Source organism: Halanaerobium sehlinense, assembly GCF_055379485.1.
Genome location: NZ_AP042442.1, coordinates 1,652,199 through 1,674,783 on the forward strand (window position 1 = coordinate 1,652,199; position 22,585 = coordinate 1,674,783).

Genomic DNA, 22,585 nt, shown 5'->3' on the forward strand with positions numbered 1-22,585 from the left:
TTCTTAAATCACTCCTTAAAATCTTATAATGTTATATTTTAAATATTTTTTTAGCAGCCCGCTACTTTAAACAGGCTGCTTTAATTTACTTATCTTTGTTATAAACCAAATACTTATTGATTGCTTCAATATAAGCTGAGGCACTGGCTTCGGTGATATCTGTCTGAGAAGAATGACCGGTATAAATTTTACCGTCAATTTCTGCAGCAATAAATGCCTCACCAAGAGCATCCTTTCCTTCTGTTACTGCATCAATCTTATAGGACATCAGCTTAATATTTTCCATTCCAGTCAGCTCATTAATAGTCTGGAATATTGCATCTACCGGGCCATCTCCATTGCAGGCTGCTGATTGAATAACTTTACCTTTCTTTTTCAATCTAACAGTTGCTGTCGGCAGTAGGCCCCTTCCGGTTAGAACAGAAATATATTCAAGTTCAAAAGTTTTTTCATAGTCATAAAGCTCATTGTCCAGCAGTGCTATAATATCAGCATTGCTCACATTTTTCTTCTTATCTGCTAAATCCTTAAAGCGCTTGAAGAAGCTTTCAAAGCTTGCCTGATCGAGCTCATAATCATATTTTTCAAGAAAATCCTTTAAAGCATGGCGGCCTGAATGTTTACCAAGCACCAGTTTATTATGATCTAAACCAATAGTTTTGGCGTCCATAATCTCATAAGTAGTTCTTTCCTTAATCACACCATCCTGGTGGATTCCAGCTTCATGAGCAAAAGCATTAGCACCGACAATTGCCTTATTAGCCTGGATTGAAACTCCAGTAGAATTTGCAACCAGCTTCGATAAACGGGCAATCTGAGTTGTGTCCTGGGTCACATCAAGTCCGTAATAATCTTTGCGGGTATAAAGAGCCATCACAATTTCTTCTAAGGCTGCATTACCAGCCCGCTCTCCAATTCCGTTGACTGAAACTTCGACCTGAGTTGCTCCATTTTCAATGGCAGCCAGTGAATTTGCGACTGCCAGCCCTAAATCATTATGACAGTGGACACTGATATCTACATGATCTATATTAGGAGTTTTTTCCCTGACACCTTTAATTAAGGCCCCAAATTCAGAAGGTACTGAATAACCAACAGTATCTGGAATATTGATCACCTTAGCTCCGGCATCAATTGCTGCTTCAAATAAGCGTGCCAGAAAATCAACATCACTGCGGGAAGCATCTTCAGCTGAAAACTCAATGTTTTCCGTATACTGAGCTGCATATTTTACCCCTTCAACTGCATTTTTAATGACCTCTTCTTCGCTCATCTGCAGCTTGTATTCCATATGAATTGGTGAAGAAGCAATAAAGACATGTATTCTCGGATTTTCTGCGTCTTTTAAAGCCTCCCAGGCCCGGTCAATATCACCTTTGCGGCATCTTGCCAGACCTGCCACTTCGATTCCTTTTACATTTTCAGCAACCATTTTGACTGCGTTAAAATCTCCTTCAGAAGAAATCGGGAAACCAGCCTCAATCACATTAACCTTCATCTTGGCCAGCTGTTTAGCAATTGCCAGCTTTTCCTCCGGGATTAAAGTCACTCCCGGGGACTGCTCCCCATCTCTTAAAGTTGTATCAAATATTTTGACATTAGCCATTAATTTTCACCACCTTTTCTAGACTCCTGAATAATTAGTCAATCCAGGACATCATCTCTCTTAATCTGCGTCCGACTGCTTCTATTTGTGATTTTTCGTCTTTTTCGGTTAAAGAGTTAAATACAGGACGGTTTGCCTGGTTTTCTAAAATCCACTCTCTGGCGAATTTACCGCTCTGAATATCTTTTAATACTTCCTGCATATTTTCTTTGACATGCTCATCAATTACTCTAGGACCTGAAACTAAATCTCCGTACTGAGCTGTATCAGAAATAGAATCTCTCATTGTGGAAATTCCACCTTCAAACATTAAATCTACAATTAATTTCAGCTCATTTAGACATTCAAAATATGCAATTTCGGGCTGATAACCTGCTTCAACTAGAGTTTCAAATCCAGCCTTTACAAGTGCTGTTGTTCCTCCACATAAAACTGCCTGTTCACCAAAGAGGTCTGTTTCTGTTTCTTCCTGGAATGTTGTTTCGATAACTCCAGCGTGGGTACAGCCAATTCCCTTACCATAGGCTAAAGCTGTATCATAAGCCTTACCTGTATAGTCCTGATAAACTGCTAATAATCCGGGAACACCTTTACCATCTACATACAATCTGCGGACTAAATGGCCCGGTGATTTAGGTGCAATCATAAATACATCAACATTTTTTGGTGGTACAATCTGATCATAGTGGATATTAAGGCCGTGAGAAAAGACAAGTGAGTTGCCTTCTTCTAAATTAGGTTCGATATCATTTTTAAAGACTGAAGCCTGCTTGATATCTGGAATTAAAATCTGAATCACATCTGCTTTAGCTGCTGCCTCTGGAGTGGTTAAGACTTCAAAGCCATCTTCTTCTGCAACAGGCCAGCTTGAACTTTCTTTTCTGAGACCAACCACTACTTCAATTCCACTATCTTTAAGGTTTTGAGCCTGGGCATGTCCCTGACTACCATAACCTATAACTGCTACTACCTTATCTTCTAAGTACTTTAGATCTGCATCGTTGTCATAATAAATTTTCATTTCTATCTTCTCCTTTTATGTTCTGATTTAAGATTTATCTTTTTATGAAAAATTGTTTATAAAATTAACAGGAAATAATTTGAAATAGGAGTCCTGATTACACTCTTAGCAACTACTTCTGACTTCCTATTTCTTACTTCTTTACTTAACTGCCTGACCTCTGCTCAGAGCAACTCTTCCTGTCCTTACAAATTCTGCAATACCGAAATCCCTCAATAGTTCTGTTAAAGCCTCTAATTTATCTTCAGTTCCTGTAGCTTCAATCATTAAAGTGTCAGGAGCTACATCAACAATTTGTGCTCTAAATGTATCAGCAATTTGAATAATTTCTGAGCGCTGTTTGCGGGTGCATTTAACTCTGATTAAAATTAAATCTCTTTCTACAATTGCATTTTTATCGAGTTCTGTGATTTTTAAGACATTTATTAATTTATGCAGCTGTTTGGTTACCTGCTCTAATACTTTATCATCACCATTAACTACAATTGTCATTCTAGAAATCTCTGGATTTTCAGTTTTACCAACATTTAAACTTTCAATATTAAAATTGCGCCTGCTGAAAAGTCCTGCCACTCTGGTTAAAACACCAGGTTTATTTAAAACTGACACTGACAATATATGCTTCATAAATTATCCCCCTATCATATCTTTTAAGCCTGCTCCTGCCGGTACCATTGGATAAACATTTTCTTCTTCTGGAATATGAACATCTAAGATTGCTGGTCCTTTAAGCTCCATAGCTTCTTTGATTGCAACACCAAGTTCAGATTTATTATCTACTCTTTTAGACCAGATTCCATAAGCTTCCCCCATTTTAACAAAATCAGGTGCCGGAATTTTAGTGGAAGAATATCGCTTTTCAAAAAACATTTCCTGCCACTGTCTGACCATTCCCAGATATTTGTTGTTAAAAATAATTATTTTAACTGGAACATTATAAGCCTGGATAGTGCCTAATTCCTGAATATTCATCTGAATACTGCCGTCACCAGCAATTAAAATAACCTGCTCTTTAGGTAGTCCAATTTGAGCTCCAATTGCGGCCGGGAGACCAAAGCCCATGGTTCCCAAACCACCGGAACTGATAAACTGTCTCGGCTTTTTATATTTGTGATACTGAGCTGCCCACATCTGATGCTGACCAACTTCAGTTACAATTGTTGAGTCACCATTTGTGTACTTATCAATTTCTTCCATCAAATACTGCGGCTTTATCACTTCTGAGCCGTCATCTTCATATTTTAGAGGATATTTGGCTTTAAGCTCGCTAATCCGATCCTGCCAGGGACCATTTTCTTTTTCCTCTATAAAGGGAAGTATCTCCTGAAGTACATCTTTAACATCACCGACTACCGGTATTTCTACTTCAATGTTTTTACCTATTTCTGCCGGGTCGATATCTATCTGAATAATGTCGGCCTGAGCTACAAACTCATCTAATTTACCTGTGACTCGATCGTCAAAGCGAGCCCCAACTGCAATAACCAGGTCGGTTTCTAAGGTCGCCCGGTTAGCGTATTGAGTTCCATGCATCCCCAGCATCTCCAGTGCTAAATCTTTGTCTTCGGGATAGATTCCCAGAGCCATCAAAGTTGTTGTTATCGGTATTTTAGCCTTTTCAACAAGTTCTTTAATCTCCTTTTCAGCTCCGGAGATTACTGCTCCACCACCAACATAAAGCAGCGGCCTTTTAGCTTCATTAATCGCCTTAGCAGCTTTGTTAACCTGAAGTCGATGGCCTTCAAAAGTCGGCCTGTAGCCTGGCAAATTGATTTTAGCCGGGTAATTAAATTCGGCTTCTTTTTGGGTGACATCCTTAGCCAGATCAATCAGTACTGGGCCCGGTCTGCCTGTTTTAGCAATAAAGAAAGCCTCCTTGATTGTTTTTGCCAGGTCTTCGACATCAGTGACTAAAAAGTTATGTTTGGTAATTGGTAAAGAAATTCCTGTGATATCTGCCTCCTGAAAAGAATCTTTCCCCAGCATTGAGGTTGAAACCTGACCTGTAAAAGCAACTAAGGGCACTGAATCCATAAAGGCATTTGCCAGTCCTGTGACCATATTTGTTCCACCTGGACCTGAAGTTGCAATACAAACCCCTACTTTCCCGCTGCTTCTGGCATAACCATCTGCTGCATGTACTACTCCCTGCTCGTGTCTTCCTAAATAGTGTTTTAAATCTGAGTTATACAAGGCATCATAAAGGTTAATAACAGCACCACCCGGATATCCAAATATAACGTCAACATTTTCTTTTTTGAGGGATTCAACTATTATTTCCCCACCATTTAATTTTGGCATAAATTCACCTCCGCTGTAATTTTGAAAAATAAGTAGATATAAAAATAGCCCTGAACACAATTATTCAGGGCAGAAAAATATCTAAGAATTTAAACTTGAGAATTGACTGAAAATTAAATAAACTTCTCCTGCTAATCAGATGTAGTTTACTTCAGTCTGGAAGCAGTTTCCCGGCTAAAAGCCAATTGGATAGACTACTCCCTATTTCTCAGTTGATAAAATTCTTAAATGAAGCCAACCCTTCTCGACTACTTGCTATTCTATAACTTCATTTAATATTCTATTTATATTGTACACTATACTAAATTTATATCTTTTTATCAATCATTTTTTGAAAATATCTTTAATTTTTTGGATATTTTTTAATTATTAAAGTATTTTTAGGCTTTAATCAAGGACTGCTCCTTTAGAAGCTGATCCAACTAATTTTGCATAACGCTTTAAATAACCGCTGACATCAGGTACAAAAGGTTCTACTTTATCCATTCTGGCAGCTAATTCCTCTTCTGATAATTCTACTTCCAGAATAAATTTATCCATATCGATATGAATTATATCTCCCTCTTCTAAAGCTGCGATTGGTCCTCCAGCAGCTGCTTCGGGGGAAACATGGCCAATTGCTGCACCTCTTGTTGCTCCAGAAAAACGTCCATCGGTAATTAAAGCTACACTGTCATCTAAGCCCATTCCTGCTAAGGCAGAGGTTGGAGAAAGCATTTCTCTCATTCCTGGACCGCCTTTTGGACCTTCGTTTTTGATTACAACAACATCACCCGGCTTAATTTCGCCGTTATTGATAGCTGCAATTGATTCTTCTTCACTATTGTAGATTCTTGCAGGTCCTCTATGTTCCATCATCTGAGGTGCTACTGCAGCTCTTTTTACTACTGAACCCTCAGGTGCCAGGTTACCTTTTAGAATTGCAAGGCCTCCCCGTTCATGATAAGGATTATCTAGAGAACGAATAATCTCATGGTCAACAAAATTAATTGCTTTTAAATTTTCTTTAAGTGACTGACCGGTAACTGTAACTGTATCTAAATTAATCAAATCACCTTTAACAAGTTCATTGATTACTGCATGAATACCTCCGGCTGCATTTAGATTTTCCATATGATTTTTACCAGCCGGGGTTAGAGAACAGATATGTGGTACCTGATCACTGATCTCATTAAACTTATCTAATGGTAGGTCAATCCCAGCCTCATGGGCTATTGCCGGTAAATGTAAAGCTGTATTTGTTGAACACCCAAGTGACATATCAACAGTTATTGCATTCTCAAATGACTTTTCAGTTAAAATATCAGAAGGACGGATATCTTTTTCAACGAGCTTCATTACTGCCTTACCTGCTGCTTTGGCCAGTCTAATGCGGTCTGCTTTAACCGCTGGGATTGTTCCATTACCTGGTAGTGCCAGGCCTAATACTTCTGCTAGAGAATTCATGGAGTTAGCTGTAAACATTCCGGCACAGGATCCGACTCCCGGACAGGCTGAGCGTGCAATCTGGTCTAATTCCTCTTCTTCCATCTCACCGGAAACTACTGAACCTACTGCCTCAAATACATTGTGGAGGTCAATTGGCTCTCCACAGTGGCTGCCGTGCTCCATTGGTCCACCACTGATTACAACTGCCGGAATATCTAGTCTGGCAGCTGCCATCATCATTCCCGGAACAATTTTGTCACAATTGGGGATTAAAACCAGTCCATCAAGTTGGTGACCGTTAACCACCGCCTCAACTGAATCTGCAATAATTTCTCTACTAGCCAGAGAATAATGCATCCCGCTGTGGCCCATCGCAATTCCATCACAGACACCGATAGTTGAAAAAGTCAAAGCTGTACCGCCAGCTGCTGTGATTCCGTGTTCAACAGCATCTTTAATTCTATCTAAGAGTTTGTGGCCTGGGATAATATCATTTGCCGAATTGGCAATCCCAATCATTGGCTTATTTATATCATCATCGTCAAGCCCCAGTGCATAAAGCAGAGATCTGTGTGGAGCTCTTTCTATACCTTTTTTAATCTTGTCACTTCTCATTGTATTCCTCCTATTGCTGCTCACTTCTTTTTGAAAAGCATCATTATATTTAATTAATCATTATAAATTTCTGTACCTGATGTCTGGGCAATTTCTCTAAATCTGGCAATAATAGCTTTCGTTTTTTCGCCTACACTACCATCTGCTATTACCCTGCCGTCAACTTCAACAACCGGGATAGCCTCGGCTGCAGTTCCGCTTAAGAAACACTCATCTGCATTAAAAAGATCATGTCTTGTAAATAGCTCTTCTTTAACTTCTAATCCCATTTCTGCTGCCACTTCAAGCACAATTTCTCTTTTGGTCCCTTTTAGGATACCTGCATACCTTGGTGGAGTTGTTATTGTATCTTCTTCTATAATAAAGATATTATCTCCTGTACACTCTGCTACATAACCGTCAGTATTTAAAATAATGGCCTCAGGTGCTCCCTGCATATTGGCTTCTAGTCTGGCCATAATATTGTTTAAATAATTTAAAGATTTAATTCTGGGATTAACCATCTCCGGCCCATTTCTGCGGGTTGGAACTGTTACTAATTTCAAACCGGTTTTATATAATTCTTCCGGATAAAGCTGAATAGCACTGGCTATAATTACAACTGTAGGCTTCGGACACTTACGAGGGTCTAAACCCAGGTCTCCTTTACCTCTAGAAACTACTACTCTAATGTAAGCATCTTTTAAATCATTGGCCCTAATTGTTTTTAAAATTGCTGCTTCCATTTCTTTTTTACTCAAAGGAATATCCAGCATAATTGTTTTAGCAGACTGATATAAGCGCTTGATATGCTGATCAAGCATAAACACCCTGCCGTTATAGGCTCTAATCCCCTCAAAAATTCCGTCACCATAGAGAAAACCATGGTCAAAAACTGAAATTTTCGCCTGATCTTCAGGGACAATTTCTCCGTTAAGATAAATATTTCTACTCACTACTTTTGTCCTCCTTAAAATGTTATAATTCTACTTTTACTACTCATAATTATTGTTTTAATTATAGAGATAGCATTTTATTTAAGATATGTATTGGTTATAAATTATATAGTTTAATATTTAAAAAGTCAAGTTCTCTCAAAGAAAAAAACTCCCAATTAAGGGAGTCTTTTAATTAAGTAATTTTATTCATTTCCACCCGTGAATGATCCACGGATTTCAAAGCCTAAGTAATAGATATTGTTAGTATCTTCATCCACATATCTCAGTTCATCTAGACTATCATACTCTTTTTCTTTTGACAAAATCCTATTATAGCCAAAAAACATTTTTTTATCCTCTTTTAACTCATAATTAATAAACAAATCAAATAAAGTAGATCTGCTTTCTTCCTGATTGCTATTATCATAAGTATATTTTTCCCATGGTTGATAGGCAAACTTACTGTGTAAAGTTAAATTATCAGATAAGCCTGTATCAAAAACTAAAATATAAGCTGTTGTACTATTGGAATTATCAAACTCAGAATAGGAACCAGAAAAAACATTCCTTTCCCCATTTGTATTTATACGCCCAATAATAGGAGTCAACCGATAATCTCCTTTTTCTAATTCCCCAGGTTCTAATGGTCTAATATAATCTAACTGCCAGTCTGACATCATTATATCAGCACCTAAAATCATTGATTCTATTCCCATTTCAGCAAATACTCCACTACTTAAACTGAAAATAAAAAATAATGCTATCCCCACTACAATAAATTTTTTTGACATAAAGACTCCCCCTTTATATTTTTGCAGGATTTTTGTCGATTATCCTGAATTATATATTTATCATAGCATTTCTAAATTTAACTTCATATTACCCATAAGTATAATATTTTAATTAATTATTCGGGAGGAGAACTTTAATAGTGTTAGAAATAAGATGGAAAATTATTCTAGATTTCATTTATGAGACTGGTAAAATTATGGACTTACATAATTATTCGTATACATTTTTGCAAAATTTAAATAAAATGATACCTTTTTATGCAGCTAATTTTTTTCTTTTTGATGAAAATAAAGAGCTGCTTGATGATCCGATCTGCTATAATATTAATGATAGTGTTTTAAAAGCATATAATGATTATTACTGGCAGCTTGACGATATTAGAAACCTGGCTTTTGACCAAAAGGAACCTATTATTAGCACCCAATTAATGGACTATAAAACCTGGGTGAATACCGAATATTTCAATGATTTTCTGGCTAAAAATAGGCTCTATTATTCCTGTGGAATCGATATCCACGCTGAGCAGAGGCTGTTAGGCACAATCAGCCTTTTTAGAACTAATAAAGATAATAATTTTACAACTAATGATCTAATTTATTTGAAAATTTTGGCCAAACACAGCAGCAATCACTTGAAAAAATTATTTGAAATTGAAAGGTTAAAAAATATTAATAATAAAAGGAAAGAAAATCTTTTAATCAATAAAGCTAATAATTTTAATTTAAGCAAAAGAGAAAGAGATGTTTTAAAATTAATTTTAACTGGTAAAACTAATGAAGAAATTGCATCAGAATTATTTATTTCAGTTAATACAGTAAAAAAACACCTCAGCCATATTTTTAATAAGACCAAGGTGCATAATAGAACTGAATTGGTAGCAATAGTATATAAGTAATAAAGATAGATTAAATAAATTTTAGACCATCTCATTTTTATAATTTATTATTAATTATTATTTTTAAAAGCATTAATTATATCTTTAGTCTTTCGCAAAGCAGTAGAATAACTATCAAAAACCACTCTATAGTCAATTGAATATTTTTTTATATATTTTTCCACTTCTTTTAAATTAAATTCTTCAAAAGCTTCAATTAGCAATAATAAATCTCCCAGCTGGCCTTCTCGTTTAATTAATGCTTCTTTTAAATTACTTGAAAGTGATATCTCAGCTAAAATGTCTTCTAATTTTCTATCTAAATAGGCATCAAGTACAGATAATAAACCTAAAACAAAAAGATTATCTCCTCTATTATCCCCAAAATAATCAGTTAAAGATTCTGCAAAATTTGCTCTTAAAACTGCAGTTTTAAATAAAATATCAGGTTTATTATTATCAAGGCCTTTTAGAAAATATAAAAGGCTCCACTTTTTCAGCTTTTCTACACCTAACAAAACTATAGCTTGACGAATAGATTTAACATCATAACCATAATGGGCAGAATTTATGATTCGCAAAAGACTGTATGACATTGACAAATCTGATTTGATTATTTCTTCTATTCTTTTTGTTTTTGGTTCATCTTTATTTAGTTCTTTTATCATTTTAAAAAATGTAAAAGCATAAGAATTTGTTTTTTTAGCTTCTAAAATTTTTGGTTTAGTAAAGAAATAACCTTGAAAATAATCGAAACCAATATCTTTTGCTGCAAAAAATTCTTCGTACTTCTCGATTTTTTCTGCAATATATTGAATATCTGAATTATATTGATTACATTTATTTATTAATTTTTTTCGTTCAGCACCTTTTGTAATTAAAAAGTCTATTTTAATGTAGTCAGCCAATTTTACTAGAGGGATTAAGTTTTCAGTAAAAACAAAATCATCAAGTACTATATTAAATCCCATTTCTTTATAAATTTCTAATGCATAAAGCAGCTGTTGATCTAACTTAACCGTTTCCAAAACCTCAATATAGACCATTTCAGGAGCTAAAAGATCCGGTATTCCCTGTTTCAATAACTCATCTGTGAAATTTATAAAAGCTGGTCGGCCTTCAGTTAGATTATTAAATCCTATAGATTCCAAGGTGTTCATAATAACTTGAGCAGTTGCTTTTTCCCCATCGATAATTTTGGATTCTCCACCTCTAAATAGAAGTTCATATGAAAAAATATTTAAATTTTTATCCAGTATAGGTTGTCTAGCCACTACTGCTGACATTTGATCACCTCGATGATAAAAGCCCAGCTTAAAAAGCCAGGCTTCAGTTTTATTAATCTTTTTTTAACCTTAATTTCCTATTATCGCTTCTAATTCTTCTGGAGTTAAACTCTCAAATTCTTTTTCTTCTTTTTCTTTATTTTTGTTTATGCTGTCTAATAACTCTTTTCTTTCTTTTCTGCTTTCTTCGAGATATTCATTTATTATTTCTTCTTTAGTTTGTTCGGCTGAAGAATTATCATTATCTGAACCTATTTCTACATTATCATCTTTGATATAATCTTGATTCTCGACCTCTTCTCCATATTTAATAATTCTTGGAGTCACAAAAATTAATAATTCATTAGTAGATTCACTCTTTGAACGAGATTTAAAAAGCTCACCAAAGATAGGCAAGTCACCCAAAAGTGGTATTTTAGTAATTGTTCCTTCTCCATCAGTCTGAATCAAACCACCTATTACAAATGTTTCATTATTATTTAACCTTAGAGTAGTTTCTACACTTCTTGTTTTAGTAGCGGGAGGGGGAGTAGTATTTATGTTGGAATATCTATCCGGATTAATTTCATAAAAACTACTTACCTCTGGAGCAATTTTAAGCTCAATTTCATCATTTTCTGTAATCCAGGGGGTAAAAGTTAATTTCACTCCTGCTTCGACATATTCCCAGGTAGTTGTAATTTCTCCATCTTCTTCTTCTTGAATTGCATAAGGTTCTTCTTCAGTTATTGATAAATTAGCCTCTTCACCATTTAAAGTCATTAAACTAGGTCTGGCTAAAGTTTTAGAGTCAGTAGATGTATCTAAAAGTCTAAAAATTTCAGGCCACTTATAAGTTAAACTTTCTATTTTATCAAGGTCTGTATTTCTTTCAATTATAATATCACCAATTCCAACCCCCATGGAATCAGAATAATTCATTCCAATTTCTCTTGTTAAGTTAGAAGATATCTCTTCTACTCTTGTTTCTATGACAACCTGATACTGAGGCCTATTTATTTCTTTAATCAGTCCCTCTACTCCGTCCAGCTTATTTTTTGCCCCATTAATAATGATCTCTTTTCTTTTTGCATTAACATGGAGTTGAATGTCAGGATAAAATTTGGTTATTATTTCAGTTATTTGTGCAGTATCTATATAGTCAACTCTAATTTTTCGCGTTTCAGGCTCTAAACTCTGATCATAAGTTTTAGCCATTGATAAAGCATCTTTAACTGAATTTTCTTCACCCGTAATTGTAAGAGTTTCTGTTAAAGGATTAACCTGAAAATCTAAGTTTGAATTAACTATACGTAATTTTGATTCTAAATCAGCTAAATCTGCATTTAAAACATTGTAGCTCTCACTATATAATTCAACTTCTTCGCCTTCCATATTTTCGAAATCTGTTCCACTACTTTTTGTTACAACTTTAGAGGAATCAAGCCTATTAATCATTTCCTTTATTTCTTCTACTCGATCACTCTCACCTTTTATAATAAACTGTCTTCTTGAAGTATCCATTGAAATTAATGTTTCAGGAAATATTTCTTTTACAATAGTTCCTATATTTTCAAAGTCACTTGAATTTACCCTAACAAATTCTGTGACTAAATTGGAATAAACTAGATCAATTTTTTCAGGTGGAGCAACTACAACAGTGTTATTATCCCATTTATAATCAAGCCCTCTTGTTTTTGTTATCAAATCTAACGATTTTTCAAAAGTGATATCTGTTAAATGAACTGTTATATTACCAGTTATTTCACTATCAGTAATTAAATTAACATCTGCTACTTCAGCAATAGCTCTTAATACATCTACAATATCGGCATTTCTGAAATTCATGTCTTCTATTTTATCCTGTGGCCCAGCTAATGCTGCTCCTGTTAAAGATATAACAAGTACTAAAATCATAATAGAAATTTTTTTTATTTTTATCATTTGCTTCGCCTCCAATCAATATGAGCCCAATTTTTAATATTCAACTCTAACTGTGCTGCCATTTTTTATAAATACTGCCTCTCCATTTTGATAAGAAGATAATCTATAGCCATTCATTGTATCTCCTATTTTAAGAAGATGTTTATTCTGATTATAATCCACAATTAAAGCTATTCTAGAGTTAGCAGCTTTTATTATGCCATCGATTACTATATCTGGTTCTGAAACTACCACTTGTTCTTCTTGACTAGTATCTTCAGAAACAGCAAGCTCTTCTGGAAAATCCACTTCATCTGTCTCAACTGCTTCTGTAATTTCAGCACTTTCTATTTCTACAAAAAATGGATTTTTCAAGTTTTGCATTTGATTACTGCTTAGTTTGTTTACAACTGCAAAATCGTTTAAATCATCTTCCACATCAAGGTCTAAAGCAGACACTGAACTATTAATAATTAGCATTAAAATGAATATTAATAATAATTTAAAAATCTTCATAAGATCACCCCGCTGAACTTTCTATAAATTCTCTTAACTCATCTGATTGATGATAAAATAGATTAAGATTTAAAGACATCAAATTACCCTGCTGCTGAACATTACCTGCAGTTAAATTTTCTACAACTAATCTATAATCCCAGTTATCTAACATTTGAAGAAAAGATAATAATTCAAAATATTCACCCTGGATTTCAAAAGTAAAGGGATAACCATTATCTGTATTTCCTTTTTGATAGCTTCTAATATCAACATTACTTTCTCTGGCAAAATAATCAATGGCAGCTAAAATCTCTTCAGCTTCTCTAACTACTGTTTCTAACCTTTCTTCTCTTTCTTCTTTTAATTCAGCTAGTTCCTTTTCTAAACTATTAATTTGATTTACTTTGTTTAGCACAGTCGTATATTCACTTTGAACATCTGTTATCTGATTTTCTAAACTCTGCTGATGGGATTTTATAGGTTGGTAGAGTAAATAATAATAAGCAACCATTACTACTGTTACAAATAAAATAAAAAGTAGTATTTTTTCTCTTTTAGATAAATTACTCATTATAAATCACCCCTCTATCTTTATTATCTAATTTTACAATTAAATTGAATTCTAATCGATCATTTTTTCTAAACCTCTCTAATGAAATAATAGAAAAAATATCTGAATCAAAAATCCGCGAACTAAAATCTAATAATGATCTAATAGATTCAGCATTACCATTGATTTGAATTTGTCCACTACTGTATTCTAAACGATTGAAAGTAATATTATCATCAATTATTTTAGCAAACTCTATAAAAAAAGGTGCAGTAGTATATTTTTCTAGTTCAACTTTTTCTGGAAGTCTAAAATTAGCAATTTCATCTTCTAATTGATAATAATATTCTTCTTCTGGCCTTAGAGCTTCTAATCTTGTTTCCCAATTTTCCCTACGCGCTTCAAGCTTTTGAACTTCTAAATAATTAAAATAATAATTAAAGGCAGGTACTGCAATGATTGAAAATATCAATAATGCAATTACAATTTCCATCCATTCAATTTTTAAACCATCATCTTTTTCAAGGAGGTTAACTCTCATTATGCATCACCTCACTAATAATAGTACCAGCTGCAGCTGCCATAAAATGTTTATTGCTTTGTTTGGCATCATTCTTGATATTAAATTCTTTTAAAGGATCAATAATTGATATTTTAGAGTCTATCTGCCCTTTAAAATAGCTAGTTAAACCATTTAATAATAAGCCTCCACCTGTTAAATAGATATTCTCAACAGGATTATCTTTATTCCGTTCATTATGATATTCTAAAGAGCGATTTATCTCAAAAATTATCTCATCTGCCAACTCTTTTACTTGTTTCTGTGTTGTTTCAGCAGCGTCAATATCTGTAAGCATTAAATCAAATTTTTTTTCTTCAATTTCTGCCTGCTCAGGAAAAAATTCGAATTTTTTCTTTTCAATTTCTGCTTCATCATGGTTTTTTTCTTCATTCAAAAACAAATTACTAAAGTTGTTACCTGAGGTATCTACCTCTCGACTTAGATAAAAATTATTTTCAGCAGCAATTAAAATTTTAGAACTCCTTGCACCGACATCTAAAATCAAAGCTGGTTTTTCTAATCTTTTATCTTTACTTAGTAAAGATATTAGTGCCATATCTTCCAGATTAAATACTTTAACTTTCAACATATTATTATCGAATATCTCTAAATAGCCATTAAGAATATCCTTTGATATCCCAGTAACTAGAAGTTCATATTGATCATCTTTTTCGTTGATAATAATATAATCTAAAGCAATTTTTTCCGCCTCAATATCCATAAAATCTTGAACTTCCCAAACCAAAGCTTCTTTTAATTCATCTTTAGGCATTTTAGGCATTTTAAGATTTCTAACAAATTCCTGTCCAGAAGCTGGTGTAACCAATAAAACACCTGGTTTCATATCTTTTTCATCAAAAATCTCGGCGATGATTTTTGTTAAAAGATGGGTATCGATAATCTTTCCATCTTTAATTGTTCCAGGAGGCAACTCTCTCCTACCAGATGCAAGCAGCTTAAGCTTACCATTTTTTGCTCTACTACTTAGATATTTAACACTATTGTGCCCAAAATCAAGACTAACATACTTTATTCCTTTGATTAAAGATAATGGACTTAATGACATATAATTCATCCCCCTTCCATTTTATTTATCTAATTACACTCCAGTCTAATCTGATGGGCTTAGTTTTATCACTATTATAACTATAATCACCACCATGAACTCTTGTTAAATCTGCTATACCAGGATCTATACTTCCCCTTAAAGGATTATCTTCAGAATAAGTTTTAACACTTGAAATATTTTGGTCTGTATAATTTATTTCATTGAATATCATTGAAGAAGCATAACCACCACTAAAATCATTACTTGTATAAGTTGCAAAAGGAGCAAAATATGCTAAATTGATATCAGAACCCCAGGGCATAGTTATATGACCATTTTCAAATGATACTGTCCCAGCAGTTGTATAGAAAATTATATTTGCATCTCCATCAAGAGAAAGATTTGCATAAGGACTTATTTCTCCATCCACTAAAATATGAAGTACATCATCTGCTTTTGAAAAGTCCATACTTGCTGCCATATTAGGTGTTAAATCTCCATCAATATAAATATAATTTCCATCATTGTAAAATTGGTTATTATCATCTATAAAAGCCTGTCCTGCATTCATCTCGACCCAGTAATCTCTCCAATTATTATCTGTCTCTGGTTCAGGCTGTGGAATTGTAAACCACCAAAATCTATTTATTCTCTCAGCTCTATAAACTTTTCCATTATAATTTATTTTTGTCCCAACTGAATACGACTGATCACTCCAGTTATTATAACTTCCCTGATCATCTTCATAAGTGTATCCACCTTCTTCATCTAATCTTCTTTTAAATTCTTCTACAATTTTTTCTTGATAATCATAATCATCAGGACTAGGAAGTGATGTTTGATTATATTCAACCTTTCCATTAGCAAGTCCTACTTTCGATATGTCTGGCTCATTTATTTCCCAATAATCATTATTAGGATTATCAGGGTCTGGTTGTGTTGAATTATCATTAACTTTACTTGTATAAATTTCGTTATTATAAATTACTTTTTCTCTTGTTCTATAAATCTTATCATTATTCCACTCTTTAAAAGAATCATCAATCATCCAATTATCCTGCCAGTTATCTTCACCTGGTTCTACTGCTTCACCGGCCGAATAGTCACCTTTACTGACGTAAACTTTATTATCATGGACTACTAATTCTCCTTCAAAATAAGAAGAACTGTTTGACCATTTACTATATAAAACTTCAGCTGTTCCAAATGAATGGTCATCAACATTATTAAATTGATTATTACCATTTAAATTAATCTTATTTGCAAATCTAGAATATTTAAAATAATCAATTAAATGCTCAATTAAATATTCAACTGTAATAGTCTCACTTTCATTACCATTATCAGCTGTAACTTCATAAATATAGCTATTCGTTTCTTCATAATTAGGATGTGGATTAAATGCAATAGTAATATCATAACCTGCAATATTTAGATCATCATCTTCAAATTGACTTTCTAATTCCTGCAGCTCTTCATATATTTTTTCAGCTGAGAAAAAACTTCTACCAGCAATATTATTTTGATAAAATTCATTCAACTTTAAATCAAGATAATTCACGCCACCTTCAGCTGCATAAAACGCCTGGCTGCGTGCAGTTGCGTCCTGTACTAAATCTATATTAGAAGAATACATAAGCATCATAGCAGTGGCTAAACTTCCAACCAGTGCTAATAATAAAATAACCATTACTAAGGCTATTCCATCATTATTTTTAAAAATTTTTTTCATAATGATCACCTCCAGAAACTAAGGTTACGAGGATATACAGTTTTTAATTCTTCAATAATATTACCATTTCCTAAATCTACTCTTATTTCAAATTCAAATGGATTGTTATTAAAATCAATTTCAGTACCATCAACTATAATTTTCCTAACATTATCTCGATTTATTTTTGTGTTATCTTCCAATCTTATCTCATTACCTTCAATAAGCCTTATTTCAGTTCCACCAGCAATATTTTTTTCTTGATTATTACCACTACTATCTATATATTCTATTTTAATATCATCAGTGAATTTTATCTTGTCATCTTCAAATTCTATTGTTAGTCCATTGCTAAATTCAATTTTTGTTCTATCATAAAAAACAACCTGATCACTTGCATAATTATTTAATTGAAACTCTACAACACCTGATAAAGTTCTAAATTCCTCACCTGATGGCTTTTCTAATATTAATTCATCTGCATTATCATCATATTCTATAAAAAATTCATCATCATTATCTGAACTAAATTTCCATGTATCATTTGTTTTAAAATCAAAGAATGTATATTCTCTAATATTTTGACTAATATCTTCTATCATAATCTGGGTTAAACGATTGTTACTAACCCGCTCTGTACTATCTCTAAAAATATCAAATGACTGGACTAAAATAGTGCCCATCAAAGTCAGAACTATTAGTAAAATTGTAAAGGTTATTAAAACTTCAACTAAAGTAAATCCTTTATTATTTTTCATTTTAATCAGCACCCATCATTGTTTCGATTTCATATGTCCCTTCTCCCTGCTCTTCCTGCCAAAAAATAGTTAATTTAATATTATATAAATCATCTATAACTCCCGAATCAGAAATTTCTATTTCTGACTTTTCTAAATAATTAAATCTATTATTATCTAAATGGTCATCAAAAATATCTGATAGTTGATCTTTAATTATAATTGGTGAAACAGTATCTAAATCATCTTCTATAAAATCTCTTATATCACTTGAATAACTTCCACTACTTAGATCAACCCCATCTGAGTTTATAACACTTTTTAGATTATTAGAGTTAGCTAAATAATCAAGTATACTTGCAGACATTGAAGAAGCCAGATCTATATTTCTTGTAGTTCTTTCACTTCTAAATCCAACAAGAACAGCTCCAGTAAAGGTTGTAATTATAATAATTATGATTGTAAAAGCTAAAATAACTTCAACTAGAGTAACTCCTTCATCATTTTTTAAATTTTTCATTTAGGCTTCTCCTTTCTTTAAAGAATAAATGATAAGTATAAATCAAATAATTCCTCTGAATAAAACCAGAGTAGTAAAGAAGCCGCTGCTAAAAACGGACCAAAAGGTAATTTAGTTTTCATTCCCATTTTCCCGGAAATGATACCAGGTAGATGAGCAACCAAGGCAATTAAAGCACCTAAAAATATTGCACTAACAGCAATTATAGGCCCGGTAAAACTACCAACCATTGCCATCATTTTAATATCGCCACCACCCATTCCACCTTTACTTAAAAACGCAATTAAAAATAATAAGCCTCCAGCTGCTAAAATTCCCAATAAAGAATAAATAAAAGTTATGTCAGTTCTAAAAAGACTAAAACTTAATCCTACTACAAGACCTCCAAGGGTTAATTTATCTGGAAGTATTTGGTGATCAAAATCAATCATTGTCAGTGATATCATTAAAGAAGAAAATACTAAACCAGCAATTAAGATGGTTAAATCAGATATATAAATATAATTTATAATAAATATAATTCCGGTTAATAACTCGATAATAGGATATCTGATTGAAATATCTGCTTTACAGTTTTTGCATTTCCCTCCTAAAAAAATATAGCTGAAAATTGGAATCAATTCCAGTGAAGTTAATCTATGACCACAATTAGGACAGTGAGATGCTGGATAAATAATTGATTCACCTGCAGGTAGTCTGTAGATAACTACATTTAAAAAACTACCAATTATCAATCCTGTTATAAACAATAAAAATATCATAGAATCCTTCCATTCATTTTATATATTTAAATACTCACTCTAAACTTAAATGACTGTTTAAACCTTCTTCTAAATCACCATTAGATCTAATACCTACATATTCATTTTCTCCAGGAAGTTTAACTGAAAAAACAAAATTATCACCATCACTATTATAATGATATGGTTCATAACTTTCCAATCCTATTTCCTGAACTATGCTGTCTAAGGCATTAAATTCATCTCTAAAATTTGTTATAAAAGTTGATGTATTGGCAGCAGTAGGATATTCCCCCTCTTTAAATCTATATACCTCTATTTCTGTTAATAAGGTTCTGGTATTAAAAGTTAGAGCTTCTCTGCGGGCTTCTTCTCTAATACCCATTAGATTAGGCATAACAACTGCTGCTAATACACCGATGATTACTATTACAATTAATAATTCGATTAAGGTAAATCCTTTTTGACTTAAATTGTTTTTAGCCAATATAAATATCCTCCCAATAATTTTGCTTTTGTTTGAAAATTGAGGCAGTTAAAAATTAGTTGTTAGTATAAACCAAATTCAAACTGCCTCATATTTAATCAATAATTATTATATATTAAAAACCACTTGTTGTTATAGAACCATCATTAATAGTCACTGTCCATGTAGTATCACCGTCAGCCGGTTGTGCTTGAATATTATAATCTTCACCAGTAGCTGTATTATCAACAAAAAATACTGTTTGTTGATTCAAAGTTGGTATAGCACTACTATCAAATGCATCAGCACCAGTATTATTATCATCACTTATTGATAGTGTACCCCCACCAGTTATAGAAAAACTAACATTGCTTTTCTCTGCTTTATGAGCCTCTAATTCAACCATTAATGTTCTCATATTAGCTCTTATAGCTTCTCTATCTGCACTATCACCTAAACCAGCAATATTAGGAATAGCTATTGCGGCCAGTACACCAATAATAACAATAACAATTAATAATTCAATTAAAGTAAAACCTTCATTTCCACTAAAAATATCTCTTATTTTTTCCATTTTTTATTCCTCCTCATTTTGTTTAAAAAATAACTAAAATTTCAACTACAAGCTCTTGTTTTTAGTCCTTCACCCCCTTTTTTAAAGCTTAGAAATTACTGTAAATACTAAAGAGTGGTAAAATAATTGAAGCTACAATACCACCAACAACTACAGCTAAAATAATAATCATCACTGGCTCAATTAAAGAAATACTTCCTTCAATTGCATTCTCTACTTCCAGATCATAATAGTCGGATATTTTATTTAACATATCCTCTATATTACCACTTTCTTCTCCAACCCGAAGCATCTGAATTACCATTGGTGGAAATTCTCCACTCTGTCGAATTGGTTCTGAAAGTGTAGATCCCTCTCTAACTCTCATTCTGGTTTCTAATAAAACATCTGCAAAAACTTCATTGTCTACAACCTCTTCAATAACAGGCAGTGCATTAATAATATTAACTCCACTTTTAATTAAAAGTGCTAAAGTACTGGCAAATCTTGCTATTACAACTTTTCTAATTAAATCTCCTATAACAGGAATTTTTAATAATAACTTATCCTTATTTAATTTTCCTTTAGGAGTTTTAATATAAGTGCTCAGTAAAAATAACCCTGCTAATAAGATAATTAAAATTGCCCACCAGTAATTAGAGATAATATTACTAACAAAAATTAATATTTTTGTTGGAAGTGGAATCTCTCCTCCAAAATTAACCAGCATCTCTAAAATATTTGGCAGTACAAAACCCATCAAGATAAATACAGCTATAATAGCAACAATCACTATAACAACTGGATAATAAAGAGCAGATTTAACCTGTTTATTAATTTTATCCCGCTTCCGATAATACTCAACTAATTCAGATAAAACCTCATCTAAAACACCACCGGTTTCCCCGGCTTTTATTAGATGAATAAATAATTTAGGAAAATATTTAGGATGTTCTTTTAAAGCAGAAGATAATGTCTCTCCGGCCTCAACTCTTGCTAAAAGTTTTGCTAACATGTTTTTTTCCTGTTTAGAATTTGACTGCCTTTTAATTATAGTAATTGATCTAACAAGAGGTATTCCAGCTGCAACTAAAACAGAAAGTCTCTGAGCAAAATTTGCAAGCTCTGAAATTTTATATCCACCACCAAAAATATTAAACTCAGATAGATTTATATCCTTAGTTAGTCTTGATTCTTTTTGCTCTCCAGCACTTTCAACTGCTTTAATTGATACAGCATGTAAATTTTTTTCTCTTAATTGTTTAGCAGCATCTTCTCTGCTTACTGCTTCTAAATTCCCATTCAAAACCTGTCCTGACTGTCCACGAGCCTTATAACTATAAAGTTGAGCCATTTTGCACCTCCCTTAACTTAGAAGATTAAAACTAACGAAGTTTTTCATTAACATATTTAATATCATTACAGTAATGTAAAACTGATTCTCTTGATATTTTTCCCCGCTGATATAGTTTTAGAAGAGAATTATCCATAGTCATCATATTATAACGGCCGCCAGTTTGAATTGCCGAATAAATCTGATTAGTTTTACCTTCACGAATAATATTTCTGATAGCCGATGTCGCCATCATTATTTCAAAAGCTGCAACTCTTTCGCCCTGATCCCTGGTTGGAACTAACTGCTGGGCTATTACAGCACTGATCACTGAAGCAAGCTGTATTTTTATTTGATCCTGCTGAGCAGCTGGAAAAACATCAATAATCCTATCAATAGTTGCTGGTGCACTATTTGTATGCAATGTAGCCAGTACTAAATGTCCAGTTTCTGCAGCTTCTAGTGCAATCTGAATTGTCTCTAAATCTCTCATTTCTCCTACTAAAATCACATCAGGATCCTGTCTAAGACAGGCTCTTAATCCTTTTTTAAAATTATTAGTATCACTACCGACTTCTCGCTGATGAACAAGGCTTTTATTATGTTTATGAAGATATTCTATTGGATCTTCTAAAGTCATTATATGAGCCTGACGGTTTTGATTTATCTCATTAATTATCGCTGCTTGTGTTGTGGATTTACCACTCCCAGTTGGGCCAGTGCTTAAAACAAGCCCCATTCTTTGATAAGCAAATTTTTTAAAAATTTCAGGTAAATTCATTGAATCAATTGTTGGAACTTTGTTTGGAATAATTCTTAGTGCAATTCCAACACTTCCTCTTTGATGATAGGCGTTAACTCTAAATCTAGATGTACCAGGAATTCTATATGAAAAATCTAGTTCTCCTTTTTCTTTAAATTCTTTATACTGTTTATCATTCATCATTTTTTTTGCTAAATTTTCAGTATCTTCAACACTTACTTCTCCATTATACTTAGTATAGGGTTTAAGTTTTCCATTTTTTCTAATGTACGGAGGAGAAAATACTGTTAAATGAAGATCAGAAATCTGATCTTCTTGGGATACTATTTTTAATAGCTCTTCAAACTCCAATAACATCACTC

22 protein-coding genes are annotated in these 22,585 nt (G+C 33.0%); 1 reads left to right on the top strand and 21 read right to left on the bottom strand.

What is annotated here, in order from left to right; translation table 11 throughout:
* Positions 1-85: 85 nt before the first annotated feature.
* The 7 genes from ACZ446_RS07960 to ACZ446_RS07990 all read right to left on the bottom strand — a co-directional run bounded on the left by ACZ446_RS07960 (position 86) and on the right by ACZ446_RS07990 (position 8,679).
* Positions 86-1,606, bottom strand: coding sequence for a 2-isopropylmalate synthase (locus ACZ446_RS07960; protein ID WP_464392049.1), 1,521 nt, complete (start codon positions 1,604-1,606; stop codon positions 86-88).
* 34 nt (positions 1,607-1,640) lie between these two features.
* Positions 1,641-2,627 carry a ketol-acid reductoisomerase gene (gene ilvC / locus ACZ446_RS07965; protein WP_464392050.1) on the bottom strand — a complete coding sequence of 329 codons (987 nt, stop codon included), beginning with the start codon at positions 2,625-2,627 and terminating at the stop codon, positions 1,641-1,643.
* A 141-nt stretch (positions 2,628-2,768) separates the two neighbouring features.
* A complete protein-coding gene (gene ilvN, locus ACZ446_RS07970) occupies positions 2,769-3,254 on the bottom strand; it encodes an acetolactate synthase small subunit (RefSeq protein ID WP_464392051.1) in 486 nt (161 codons plus the stop codon).
* Between the two features lie 3 nt (positions 3,255-3,257).
* On the bottom strand, positions 3,258-4,928 hold the full coding sequence (gene ilvB / locus ACZ446_RS07975; protein ID WP_464392052.1) for a biosynthetic-type acetolactate synthase large subunit: 1,671 nt from the start codon (positions 4,926-4,928) through the stop codon (positions 3,258-3,260).
* A 387-nt stretch (positions 4,929-5,315) separates the two neighbouring features.
* Positions 5,316-6,971, bottom strand: a complete 1,656-nt coding sequence (gene ilvD / locus ACZ446_RS07980) for a dihydroxy-acid dehydratase (protein WP_464392053.1) — start codon at positions 6,969-6,971, stop codon at positions 5,316-5,318.
* Positions 6,972-7,024: 53 nt separating this feature from the next.
* A complete protein-coding gene (gene ilvE, locus ACZ446_RS07985; protein WP_464392054.1) occupies positions 7,025-7,906 on the bottom strand; it encodes a branched-chain-amino-acid transaminase in 882 nt (293 codons plus the stop codon).
* Between the two features lie 185 nt (positions 7,907-8,091).
* A complete protein-coding gene (locus ACZ446_RS07990) occupies positions 8,092-8,679 on the bottom strand; it encodes a hypothetical protein (protein ID WP_464392055.1) in 588 nt (195 codons plus the stop codon).
* Between the two features lie 140 nt (positions 8,680-8,819).
* Between ACZ446_RS07990 and ACZ446_RS07995 the strand changes: the two genes are divergently transcribed.
* On the top strand, positions 8,820-9,575 hold the full coding sequence (locus ACZ446_RS07995) for a helix-turn-helix transcriptional regulator (RefSeq protein WP_464392056.1): 756 nt from the start codon (positions 8,820-8,822) through the stop codon (positions 9,573-9,575).
* 50 nt (positions 9,576-9,625) lie between these two features.
* On the opposite strand, the gene ACZ446_RS08000 is transcribed toward ACZ446_RS07995, so the two are convergent.
* From ACZ446_RS08000 to ACZ446_RS08065, 14 genes are all read right to left on the bottom strand, one after another.
* Entirely contained in the window at positions 9,626-10,840 is a 1,215-nt protein-coding gene (locus ACZ446_RS08000) for an EAL and HDOD domain-containing protein (protein WP_464392057.1), read from the bottom strand.
* A gap of 69 nt (positions 10,841-10,909) precedes the next feature.
* On the bottom strand, positions 10,910-12,763 hold the full coding sequence (locus ACZ446_RS08005; protein WP_464392058.1) for a type II secretion system protein GspD: 1,854 nt from the start codon (positions 12,761-12,763) through the stop codon (positions 10,910-10,912).
* Positions 12,764-12,796: 33 nt separating this feature from the next.
* Positions 12,797-13,258 (bottom strand): hypothetical protein, encoded by a 462-nt coding sequence (locus ACZ446_RS08010; protein ID WP_464392059.1) that lies wholly within the window; start codon positions 13,256-13,258, stop codon positions 12,797-12,799.
* Between the two features lie 4 nt (positions 13,259-13,262).
* On the bottom strand, positions 13,263-13,811 hold the full coding sequence (gene gspM / locus ACZ446_RS08015) for a type II secretion system protein GspM (protein ID WP_464392060.1): 549 nt from the start codon (positions 13,809-13,811) through the stop codon (positions 13,263-13,265).
* Positions 13,804-14,331: a PilN domain-containing protein gene (locus ACZ446_RS08020; protein WP_464392061.1), complete on the bottom strand. Its 528-nt coding sequence runs from the start codon at positions 14,329-14,331 to the stop codon at positions 13,804-13,806. Before ACZ446_RS08020 ends, gspM begins: the two co-directional genes overlap by 8 nt.
* Positions 14,321-15,418 carry a pilus assembly protein PilM gene (gene pilM / locus ACZ446_RS08025; RefSeq protein WP_464392062.1) on the bottom strand — a complete coding sequence of 366 codons (1,098 nt, stop codon included), beginning with the start codon at positions 15,416-15,418 and terminating at the stop codon, positions 14,321-14,323. Before pilM ends, ACZ446_RS08020 begins: the two co-directional genes overlap by 11 nt.
* Positions 15,419-15,443: 25 nt before the next feature.
* Positions 15,444-17,132 (bottom strand): pilus assembly PilX N-terminal domain-containing protein, encoded by a 1,689-nt coding sequence (locus ACZ446_RS08030; RefSeq protein ID WP_464392063.1) that lies wholly within the window; start codon positions 17,130-17,132, stop codon positions 15,444-15,446.
* A gap of 5 nt (positions 17,133-17,137) precedes the next feature.
* On the bottom strand, positions 17,138-17,869 hold the full coding sequence (locus ACZ446_RS08035; protein WP_464392064.1) for a prepilin-type N-terminal cleavage/methylation domain-containing protein: 732 nt from the start codon (positions 17,867-17,869) through the stop codon (positions 17,138-17,140).
* A gap of 1 nt (position 17,870) precedes the next feature.
* Positions 17,871-18,368, bottom strand: a complete 498-nt coding sequence (locus ACZ446_RS08040) for a hypothetical protein (protein ID WP_464392065.1) — start codon at positions 18,366-18,368, stop codon at positions 17,871-17,873.
* A gap of 17 nt (positions 18,369-18,385) precedes the next feature.
* Entirely contained in the window at positions 18,386-19,129 is a 744-nt protein-coding gene (locus ACZ446_RS08045) for a prepilin peptidase (RefSeq protein ID WP_464392066.1), read from the bottom strand.
* Between the two features lie 34 nt (positions 19,130-19,163).
* A complete protein-coding gene (locus tag ACZ446_RS08050) occupies positions 19,164-19,595 on the bottom strand; it encodes a type II secretion system protein (RefSeq protein WP_464392067.1) in 432 nt (143 codons plus the stop codon).
* A gap of 115 nt (positions 19,596-19,710) precedes the next feature.
* On the bottom strand, positions 19,711-20,148 hold the full coding sequence (locus ACZ446_RS08055) for a prepilin-type N-terminal cleavage/methylation domain-containing protein (RefSeq protein ID WP_464392068.1): 438 nt from the start codon (positions 20,146-20,148) through the stop codon (positions 19,711-19,713).
* An 88-nt stretch (positions 20,149-20,236) separates the two neighbouring features.
* Positions 20,237-21,481 (bottom strand): type II secretion system F family protein, encoded by a 1,245-nt coding sequence (locus tag ACZ446_RS08060; RefSeq protein WP_464392069.1) that lies wholly within the window; start codon positions 21,479-21,481, stop codon positions 20,237-20,239.
* A 31-nt stretch (positions 21,482-21,512) separates the two neighbouring features.
* Positions 21,513-22,574: a type IV pilus twitching motility protein PilT gene (locus tag ACZ446_RS08065; protein ID WP_464392070.1), complete on the bottom strand. Its 1,062-nt coding sequence runs from the start codon at positions 22,572-22,574 to the stop codon at positions 21,513-21,515.
* Positions 22,575-22,585: the final 11 nt, after the last annotated feature.

Coding starts and splice junctions, on each gene's coding strand:
- ACZ446_RS07960 (WP_464392049.1), bottom strand. CDS start 1,606: ATGGCTAATGTCAAAATATTTGATACAACTTTAAGAGATGGGGAGCAG.
- ilvC (WP_464392050.1), bottom strand. CDS start 2,627: ATGAAAATTTATTATGACAACGATGCAGATCTAAAGTACTTAGAAGAT.
- ilvN (WP_464392051.1), bottom strand. CDS start 3,254: ATGAAGCATATATTGTCAGTGTCAGTTTTAAATAAACCTGGTGTTTTA.
- ilvB (WP_464392052.1), bottom strand. CDS start 4,928: ATGCCAAAATTAAATGGTGGGGAAATAATAGTTGAATCCCTCAAAAAA.
- ilvD (WP_464392053.1), bottom strand. CDS start 6,971: ATGAGAAGTGACAAGATTAAAAAAGGTATAGAAAGAGCTCCACACAGA.
- ACZ446_RS07990 (WP_464392055.1), bottom strand. CDS start 8,679: ATGTCAAAAAAATTTATTGTAGTGGGGATAGCATTATTTTTTATTTTC.
- ACZ446_RS08000 (WP_464392057.1), bottom strand. CDS start 10,840: ATGTCAGCAGTAGTGGCTAGACAACCTATACTGGATAAAAATTTAAAT.
- ACZ446_RS08005 (WP_464392058.1), bottom strand. CDS start 12,763: ATGATAAAAATAAAAAAAATTTCTATTATGATTTTAGTACTTGTTATA.
- ACZ446_RS08010 (WP_464392059.1), bottom strand. CDS start 13,258: ATGAAGATTTTTAAATTATTATTAATATTCATTTTAATGCTAATTATT.
- gspM (WP_464392060.1), bottom strand. CDS start 13,811: ATGAGTAATTTATCTAAAAGAGAAAAAATACTACTTTTTATTTTATTT.
- ACZ446_RS08020 (WP_464392061.1), bottom strand. CDS start 14,331: ATGAGAGTTAACCTCCTTGAAAAAGATGATGGTTTAAAAATTGAATGG.
- pilM (WP_464392062.1), bottom strand. CDS start 15,418: ATGTCATTAAGTCCATTATCTTTAATCAAAGGAATAAAGTATGTTAGT.
- ACZ446_RS08030 (WP_464392063.1), bottom strand. CDS start 17,132: ATGAAAAAAATTTTTAAAAATAATGATGGAATAGCCTTAGTAATGGTT.
- ACZ446_RS08035 (WP_464392064.1), bottom strand. CDS start 17,869: ATGAAAAATAATAAAGGATTTACTTTAGTTGAAGTTTTAATAACCTTT.
- ACZ446_RS08040 (WP_464392065.1), bottom strand. CDS start 18,368: ATGAAAAATTTAAAAAATGATGAAGGAGTTACTCTAGTTGAAGTTATT.
- ACZ446_RS08045 (WP_464392066.1), bottom strand. CDS start 19,129: ATGATATTTTTATTGTTTATAACAGGATTGATAATTGGTAGTTTTTTA.
- ACZ446_RS08055 (WP_464392068.1), bottom strand. CDS start 20,148: ATGGAAAAAATAAGAGATATTTTTAGTGGAAATGAAGGTTTTACTTTA.
- ACZ446_RS08060 (WP_464392069.1), bottom strand. CDS start 21,481: ATGGCTCAACTTTATAGTTATAAGGCTCGTGGACAGTCAGGACAGGTT.